This window comes from Psychrobacter sp. 1U2, assembly GCF_051847575.1.
Window position 1 is genome coordinate 1 of the sequence record NZ_JBPYDC010000114.1, and the last position, 1,759, is coordinate 1,759.

Below are 1,759 nucleotides of genomic sequence, written 5' to 3' on the forward strand. Positions count from 1 at the left end.
CGCGTAAGCAGTGGATTACTGATTATGAAGGCTTTGCAAAAGGCTACCGCGCTTGCCGTTATGTTGAGACTTTTTCTGGTAGAGGTAGTCATAACCATTCCGCTCAAATAGCTATCGATGAGTTTATACAATGGCATGATGATGCTTGTCGGGTAGAAAAAGAGCTAGCGATGGCATAATGAGTTTAAATTTCTACTTAAGGACTATCTATGAATGAAAGCGACTTTCAAGACGTTTTGAGAAATGTTGATAAAAGATTTATTACTTTAATAAAGATGGGTATCGAAAAATCTAGTGCTTTGAAAGAGTCTGCAAATGATCTTGAGTATTTAACTCTTGCTTTTCGTCATAATTATTTTGAAAAGACGAGAAAAAATAGTATATGTGTTTTAGAGTTAGCTTGTGAGGATGAAGTAGGCGCAAAAGAATATCTCTTGGGAGTTGTAACAAATAAGTCAGCAATCACAACGTTTGAAACAAGAGTATCCATTAAGAGTTTAAATAAAATATATCTCTCATCTTTCGTTGATTTATCTTCAAAATTTAAAGATGAAAAAATAGGAGAAACCTTCAAGCGGAAACTGTCTTCAGAATCAGAAGTAATAAACCTTACTTCTGCTACTAGTAGGGCTGCTATTACTGCATTATTTGAAGATAAGAATAACCATCATGCTTTAAATAATGTTTCTAATAGGTTGAACATATCTAAGCCAAAAGATTACGTAGCTCTAGCTCAAGAAGATGCTGAAAATATGGCGTTAAAAATATTTGGGATTGATTCTAATAAAAAGAATAGATATGAAAGTAGGCTCTATGAAGATAATATCATTCAGTCAGACCTCAATAACCTCGAAGGTTTCACTAAGGTTGCTGCAGACTATACAGGTAAAGTTAGTTATATCAAAAACCAAGAGCGGTTAACCATATATCATTCTAATAAATTACCTTTAGAAAAAATGCTTGGTGTAGACTTAATCTACATCAATGAAACAATGGATTCTGTAGTCATGATTCAGTATAAGATGCTTGAGAGAGAGTATGAAGACTGGATCTTTAGACCTGACTCACAAATGACAAAAGAAATATCGAGAATGAAGCTTCCAAAGTCTTCAGGAAGTTATGAAGGCTATCGATTGAATAGTAACCCTTTCTTTTTTAAGTTTATAAAAAGAGAAGCAGGAAGTTTAGGCTCTTCATTTGTAATTTCTTTAGGCCACTATCAGCATTATATTTCCACAAAAAATGCTAAAGGGCCTAGAGGTGGAGAGCGAATAGGTTTTGAAACACTTAAACGCAACTATTTAACTTCAAGCGATATTATAAATCTAATCCGTTCTGGATATGTTGGTACTCATGTTCAAGAGACTAAAGCTATAAAATTTATTGTTGATGAAGTAGCAAGGGGAAATAAGGCTATAATTATTGCATGGGAAAATAAGGTCAATGACAATTAGCAAAGTCAGCCTTATCCCCAAGCCGAAAACAGCACCATCAGCACCGGCGACACAATATTAATAATAAAGCCAAAGCTAATCGCCAGTGGCACAACTTTAAGACCACCTGATTGCTGAATAATCGGCAGGGTAAAGTCTAAACTGGTCGCGCCGCCAAGACCGACCGCTGCTGATGGATATTTACGCATAAAGACGGGAATAAATAATAGCGCAAAGAACTCACGTACCAAGTCATTAAATAGCGCCACACTGCCCCAAACGGCGCCATAAGCATCGGTCATGACGATGGCCGATAGCGAATACCA

Annotated in this window: 2 protein-coding genes; one reads left to right on the forward strand and one right to left on the reverse strand. The window is 36.1% G+C overall.

Annotated elements, in window-relative coordinates:
• Positions 1-209: 209 nt before the first annotated feature.
• On the forward strand, positions 210-1,454 hold the full coding sequence (locus ACS8FD_RS13625) for a hypothetical protein (RefSeq protein WP_439261215.1): 1,245 nt from the start codon (positions 210-212) through the stop codon (positions 1,452-1,454).
• A gap of 11 nt (positions 1,455-1,465) precedes the next feature.
• Here ACS8FD_RS13625 and ACS8FD_RS13630 read toward each other — a convergent pair.
• A partial coding sequence (locus tag ACS8FD_RS13630) for a LysO family transporter (protein WP_439276273.1) occupies positions 1,466-1,759 on the reverse strand: 294 nt, incomplete at its 5' end.

Coding starts and splice junctions, on each gene's coding strand:
- ACS8FD_RS13625 (WP_439261215.1), top strand. CDS start 210: ATGAATGAAAGCGACTTTCAAGACGTTTTGAGAAATGTTGATAAAAGA.